Below are 5881 nucleotides of genomic sequence, written 5' to 3'. Positions count from 1 at the left end.
GCGTGGTGCTGCTGCCGCTGTTTGCGGTGGTCACCTGGTTCTGGTTTGTGTGAGAGGTGAGGCAACCGATTGAGGCCGGCGGCGTCAGCTGGACTGGAACCGCGGCGGGCGCCGCGCAACGAAAGCCGTGAGACCCTCGTCGACGTCCGGCCCGGCCATGGCTTCGAGCGCCAGGCGCTGCTCCAGCGCCAACGCGTCGGCCAGCGGCAGGTCGGCACCTTCACGGGCCAGGCGCTTCATGGCGGCCAGGCCGGGCCGGCTACGGGTGGCCAGCGTGGTGCAGTAGTCCAGGGCTCGTTCGCGCAGCTCGGCGTCCGGGATTACCTGCGCCACCAAACCCCAGTCCTGGGCTTCCTTGGCTGACAGCCAGCGGGCGGAGAACATCAGGTCGAGCGCGCGCGCCTGACCAACGCGCCGTGGCAAACGCTGACTGCCGCCCCAGCCGGGCACCAGACCGAACTGCGCGTGCTGGTCGCCGAGTTTGGCGCCCTCGCCAGCTAGGATGACGTCGCCGGCCAGCGCCAGTTCTATGCCACCGGCCAGACACAGGCCCTGCACGGCGATCACCACCGGCAGCGGCGAGGCTTCCAGCCGGCACAGCACGCGATGGCCCAGGGCAATGAACTCGTCAAAGCGGCCGGCGGCGCGCAGGCCCTGCACTTCTGCCAGATCGGCGCCGGTACAAAAATGTTTGCCTTGAGCGGCGATCAGCAGCGCCCGGCAGGTGGGGTCGGCTTCGGCGGCGTCGAGGGCGGTCTCGATCGCCTGGTGCACGGCCGAGTTAAGGCAGTTGAACTTCTCCGGCCGGGCCAGTTCCAGCAGCGCCACCGGGCCATGGCGGCTGACCGCCACCACGGTGTTCGAATCCGGGTTTGCCTCAGGCATAGGGCACCGCCACGCGGCCCACCTTCTCGCGCGAGATGATCATTTTCTGGATCTGCGCCGTGCCGTCGCCGATCTGCAAGCCCAGCACGTCCCGCAGGCGCTGCTGGTGTGGCAAGTCGGTGCTGTAGCCATAGTGACCCTGAGTGATCAGGCACTGGTGGATACAGTCGAAGGACAGTTTGGGCGCCCACCACTTGACCATGGCCGCTTCGGACGTGTGCGGCAGGCCGCGGTCGCGCAGCCACAGGGTCTTGAAGCACAGCAGGCGGCAGGCTTCCAGCAGGGTCTCGAACTCGGCCAGCGGCTCGGTGACGCCCTGGAACTTGGCCAGCGGCCGGCCAAACGCCTCGCGCTCGCTGACGTAGGCCCAGGTTTCGTCCAGCGAGGCGCGGGCAGCGCCCAGGCATTGCAGGCCGATCAGGCCGCGGCTGTAGTCGAAGCCTTGCATGACCTGCCCGAAGCCGCGATTCTCGTCGCCCAGGATGCGCCCGGCGGGTACTTGCACGTCGTCGAAGAACACCGAACCGCGGCCGACCGGCTTGGTGCCCAGGTCGTCATACGGCAGGCGGGTGATGCCGGGGCTGTCCATGTCGACCAGAAACGCACTGATGCCCTTGGCGCGATCTTCCTGCGTGCCGGTGCGGGCGAACACGACGATCTTGTGCATGTGGGCGGCGAACGAGGCGGAGGCTTTCTCGCCCTTGAGCACGTAGACGTCGCCCTTGCGGGTGGCGCGCAGTTTCAGGTTAGCCGCGTCCGAGCCGCCGCCCGGTTCGGTCAGGCCCAACCCGACCAGCGCCTCGCCGCGGCAGATCTGACCGACCACCTCGCGTGCCAGGTCCGGCTGCGCGTGGCGGGTGAGGATGGTGGCGCACAGGGAACCCATGAGCTGCACGTAGGAGACATTGAAGTCGTGGCGGGCGACTTCCTCCACGATCAGGCCCGAGGTGACGGCATCCAGTCCGGCGCCGCCCATGTCCTCCGGCATCTCCGGGGCGATGTAGCCCAGGCCGCCCATTTCCTGGATCAGGCCCGGCTCGAAGCCGGTTTTCTCGCGCTGCATGTAGCGCGGCGCCAGGCGCTCGGCGCCATAGCGGCTGACCGCCTCGCGGATGGCGAGCTGTTCGTCCGTGAAGGCGAAATCCATGCGTATTCCTCGCTGCCGCGCTGGTTACGGGTAGGGGCGGCGCCTGGTGCAGGCGCCGCTTACGCTGCCGGTGTGTCTACACGGCGGCCAGAATCGTCTCGGCCTTGCTGGCCTCGAAGGTACGGCCTTCTTCGACCCCGATGTGGGTCACCACACCGTTGTCGGCGATCAGCGCGTAACGCTGCGAGCGCGGGCCCATGCCAAAGCCGCTGCCGTCCATGTCCAGGCCCACAGCCTTGGCGAACTCGGCGTTTCCATCGGCCGCCAGCAGTACCTTGTCGCCCACCTGCTGGTCCTTGCCCCAGGCGCCCATCACGAAGGCGTCGTTCACCGACACGCAGACGATGCTGGCCACACCCTTGGCCTTGAACTGGTCGGCAAGTTTCACGTAGCCGGGCAGGTGCTGGCCCGAGCACAACGGGGTAAAGGCGCCCGGTACGGCGAACAGCACCACTTTTTTACCGGCAAACAGCTCGTCGGTGGAGACCGGTTTGGGACCGTCAGCGGTCATCTGGGTCAAGGTCACGGAGGGAATCTTGTCGCCAACTTTGATGCTCATGGAATACTCCTCGGGGGTAAAAGCGGTCACTCACCTTGGCGCGGGCCAACGGTCAGGACGGTGAGACGGGACACGCAGGTGATTCTACCCGCCGAATCCTCGATGCGGATGTCCCACACCTGGGTACGCCTGCCGGTGTGCAGGGGTCTGACGGTAGCCGTCACCTCGCCGTCGGTCACGGCGCGCAGGTGGTTGGCGTTGACTTCCAGGCCCACGTGCCGGTCACCCTCGTGGCCGGCGAGCACGCCGGAGGCGACCGAGCCGATGGTCTCGGCCAGTACGACATTGGCACCACCGTGCAGGATGCCAGCCGGTTGGCGGGTGAGCTCGTTCACCGGCAGGGTGGCCCTGAGATAGTCCGGCCCGACTTCAATAAACCGCATGCCCAGGCGCCAGGCCATGCTGCCGCCCATATGCGGCGCGTTCAGTTGTTCCACGGTAAGGCCGGGACGCCAGATACTCATGCAGGATTGCCTTTTGCGGTGTCGAGAAAGAATCGGTAGTGCGCCTGACCCGGACGCGGCCGGTGGCTATGTTCCACAAAATCCACCCGGCTGGCCGCATTTTGCAGCAGCAGGGTGCTACAGCGGGTGCCATAAAGGGGTGTGTCGATGAACACCGCCGACAGGGCGCGCGCCAGGTCAGCGTCCATGCCACTGACCGGATCCGGCTGCGCGGCGTGAGTACGGCGGTCGCCGAGCAGGTCGACCAGCGGAGCAAGGGCCAGATCGCCGGGATCGGCGCAGGCGGCGGCCAGCGCCGCCTTGCCAGTCAGCACCTTGGGCCAGGGACTGTCCAGTAAATGGTTGGACAGACCGTAAACGCCAGGCCCCAGGCGCTGCGGCGCCTGGGCACGATTGCTGTACCACCACAGCTCGTTCGGGTCGCCGAGCAGCAGGTTAAAGCCGGCGTACAGGTCGGCGCGCGGCAGCAGCGTGTGGGCAAATTCGCCGGCGCGGCAATGACTCTGCAAATAATCGCGCACCAGATGTCCACGCGAAGCGGCGGCCGGCGCGCGTGCTTCGCGATAGTTGGTGACAGCGGCAAAACGCCCGTCGCGGGTCATGCCGAACCAGGTGCCACCGGCGGCGAGGTCACGCCCTGCCAGCATCTGCGGTGCCTCGGGCCAGAACCGTGCCGGCGAGGATGGGCGGTCATAGAACTCGTCGCGGTTGGCAGCCACCACCAGCGGATAGGCCGGGTGTACCCGGTAAGCCAACACCAGCAGGCACACAGCGGTGCTCGCGCCTGCCTTAGTGGCGCACCGCCAGCGCCACGCCGTCGTTCTCCGGGCTGTGGCCGGGCAGCAGGCACAGCAGGTTGACGCTGTAAAAGCGTGCGTCGGCCGCCAACGCGGCATTGAACGGTTCAGCCTCGGCAAAGCCGGTGTTGTCGATCACCAGCATGCCGCCGGGGCGCAGCAGGCGGGCGCAGTGTTCCAGCGCGTACAGGTAATCGGTCTTGTCGAGGTCGAGCAAAATGAGGTCGAATGGTGCCCCAAGGCCTGGCAGGACTTCTTGCGCGGCGCCGATCAGCACATTGGTCCTGACGCTAGAGTGGGCGAGATTCTGGCGCGCCGCCACGGCGCGGCGTGGATCGCGCTCAAGTGCAATGATCTCTCCCTCTCCGCCCATGCCTTCGGCCAGGTACAGCGCGGAATAGCCGTTTCCGGCGCCCAGGTCCAGTACCCGCCGCACGGCGCCGAAGCGAATCAGTACCGTCAGCAGGCCGCCCAGGACCGGGCCGATGGTGGGGATTCCGTCGGCGGCGGCGGCGATCGCCACGCGCGTGAATTCCTGGCGCTGTGGCCGGGTCTGGCGGCGGAAATAGCCTTCCAGGTCAGGGGTCATGTTGGGCACACAGGTCTCCTAAAGGCAGGGCAGTACCGATCGTGGCTCGGGTCGGTGACGACCGTCTATTGATAGTTAACGGCCGCTCAGGCCGCCGGGCGTAGCTGGCGCGCCGCGACCTCGCTGCGGGCGAATCCCAGCGTGGCCGGATAAAGCTGCGCCAGATCGCCGCCAAGCCCTGCATCGGCCTGCTCCAAAAACGGAAAGGTGTGCGCCAGCGTACTCGGCCGGCGGCAGCGGCCGGCAAGGCGGACCAGTACCTCAGCAATGATTTCCGGGTCGCGGTAGGCTGCCAGCAAGTCGCGCGCGGCCATGAAGTCGGCGAACCGGACCAGGTCTGGTGGCAGTGCGTGTCGGTGTTCATCGAGGGCGCGATACACGGTGCTGGCGAATTGCGGCAGTGGCGTTGCGCAGTACCGGGGCCAGTCGCGGCTGAGCAGGTGGTCGTAGTAAACGTCGAGCGCCACCCGTGCCCAGCGCCGCAGCTCGGTCGGCAGGCGTTGCACGCTGCAAGCCGAGGCGGGATGCGTGTCGACGAAACGGTCGATGCGCCGATGCAGCCGGATACCGTGTCGCCACGCCAACGGATAATGCGCCGGGGGCGCGCCGCGAACAAAATCGCCCAGCAGGCTACCGATCAGGGAGCAACCGGCCTGCTGTGCGAGTAGGGCATGGGCGAGCACATTCAAGGCCACGCTCCGCGGTGGATTGAAGCGGTATCGGTCGCGACCGATATAGGGGCTGATTATGCCAGCTTGACAGGCCGCCACCGCTGCTGGATAACTCAAGCCAGAATGCCGGAATCGCCCCGAAACACTGATCCCCCCACAATCCCAGAGCCTGCTGCGTGAACCACTCCTCGTTTTCCCTGCGCAGCATGCAGCGCGCCTGTGGCACCTGTAATCTGCACGAGCTGTGTCTGCCGCTTGGCGTGAGCGATGCCGACATTGATCTGCTGGAGAAGATCGTCCATCGCTCGCGCCCGTTGCCGCGGGGCAAGTTCCTGTTTCGGGTGGGCGATCCGTTCGCGTCGATCTATGTAGCCCGGTCCGGCGCGGCAAAAAGCTTCACCGTTGGCCGGGACGGCAGCGAGCAGATCATCGGCTTTCACCTGCCCGGCGAGCTGCTGGGTTTGGACGGCCTTACCGATGGCGTACACGCGGCCAGCGCCCGCGTGCTGGAAACAACCAGCGTCTGCGAGGTACCGTTCGAGCGGCTGGAGGATGCCGCGCGCCAGGTACCGGCGTTGCAACACCAGTTGCTGCGCCTGATGAGCCGCGAGATCACCAAGCGCGAGCAACAACTGTTGTCGCTCGGCAAACAGTCACCGGAGCAGCGCTTGGCGGTGCTGCTGCTGAGCCTGTCGGCGCGTTTTTCGCAGCGTGGCTATTCGTCGAAGCGCTTCATGCTGCCGATGCCGCGCCTGGATATCGCCAATTT

At 66.7% G+C, this 5881-nt stretch carries 8 protein-coding genes; 1 reads left to right on the top strand and 7 read right to left on the bottom strand.

Features of this window, described 5'->3' with window-relative positions:
• Positions 1 to 84: 84 nt before the first annotated feature.
• From ABZF37_RS13175 to ABZF37_RS13145, 7 genes are all read right to left on the bottom strand, one after another.
• On the bottom strand, positions 85 to 885 hold the full coding sequence (locus tag ABZF37_RS13175; RefSeq protein WP_372720664.1) for an enoyl-CoA hydratase/isomerase family protein: 801 nt from the start codon (positions 883 to 885) through the stop codon (positions 85 to 87).
• Entirely contained in the window at positions 878 to 2032 is a 1155-nt protein-coding gene (locus ABZF37_RS13170) for an acyl-CoA dehydrogenase family protein (protein ID WP_372720662.1), read from the bottom strand. Before ABZF37_RS13170 ends, ABZF37_RS13175 begins: the two co-directional genes overlap by 8 nt.
• 76 nt (positions 2033 to 2108) lie before the next feature.
• Positions 2109 to 2591 carry a peroxiredoxin gene (locus ABZF37_RS13165; RefSeq protein WP_372720660.1) on the bottom strand — a complete coding sequence of 161 codons (483 nt, stop codon included), beginning with the start codon at positions 2589 to 2591 and terminating at the stop codon, positions 2109 to 2111.
• Between the two features lie 26 nt (positions 2592 to 2617).
• Complete coding sequence (locus tag ABZF37_RS13160) at positions 2618 to 3055, bottom strand: hotdog fold thioesterase (protein ID WP_372720658.1); 438 nt, start codon at positions 3053 to 3055, stop codon at positions 2618 to 2620.
• A complete protein-coding gene (locus tag ABZF37_RS13155; RefSeq protein ID WP_372720656.1) occupies positions 3052 to 3825 on the bottom strand; it encodes an NRDE family protein in 774 nt (257 codons plus the stop codon). Before ABZF37_RS13155 ends, ABZF37_RS13160 begins: the two co-directional genes overlap by 4 nt.
• A gap of 19 nt (positions 3826 to 3844) precedes the next feature.
• Complete coding sequence (locus ABZF37_RS13150; RefSeq protein WP_372720668.1) at positions 3845 to 4441, bottom strand: O-methyltransferase; 597 nt, start codon at positions 4439 to 4441, stop codon at positions 3845 to 3847.
• Positions 4442 to 4527: 86 nt separating this feature from the next.
• The gene (locus ABZF37_RS13145) at positions 4528 to 5124 is read right to left on the bottom strand and encodes an ACP phosphodiesterase (RefSeq protein WP_372720666.1); all 597 of its coding nucleotides are present in this window, start codon (positions 5122 to 5124) and stop codon (positions 4528 to 4530) included.
• A gap of 164 nt (positions 5125 to 5288) precedes the next feature.
• Here ABZF37_RS13145 and ABZF37_RS13140 point away from each other — a divergent pair.
• On the top strand, positions 5289 to 5881 hold a 593-nt coding region (locus ABZF37_RS13140), incomplete at its 3' end, for a cyclic nucleotide-binding domain-containing protein (protein WP_372720654.1).

The sequence above is a fragment of the Immundisolibacter sp. genome (assembly GCF_041601295.1).
Lineage (GTDB): Bacteria > Pseudomonadota > Gammaproteobacteria > Immundisolibacterales > Immundisolibacteraceae > Immundisolibacter.
This window is presented reverse-complemented; position numbering and strand designations above follow the sequence as displayed.

Bases quoted from the DNA above. Each gene is read 5' to 3' on its own strand.
- ABZF37_RS13175 (WP_372720664.1), bottom strand. From the start codon at position 885: ATGCCTGAGGCAAACCCGGATTCGAACACCGTGGTGGCGGTCAGCCGC.
- ABZF37_RS13170 (WP_372720662.1), bottom strand. From the start codon at position 2,032: ATGGATTTCGCCTTCACGGACGAACAGCTCGCCATCCGCGAGGCGGTC.
- ABZF37_RS13165 (WP_372720660.1), bottom strand. From the start codon at position 2,591: ATGAGCATCAAAGTTGGCGACAAGATTCCCTCCGTGACCTTGACCCAG.
- ABZF37_RS13160 (WP_372720658.1), bottom strand. From the start codon at position 3,055: ATGAGTATCTGGCGTCCCGGCCTTACCGTGGAACAACTGAACGCGCCG.
- ABZF37_RS13150 (WP_372720668.1), bottom strand. From the start codon at position 4,441: ATGACCCCTGACCTGGAAGGCTATTTCCGCCGCCAGACCCGGCCACAG.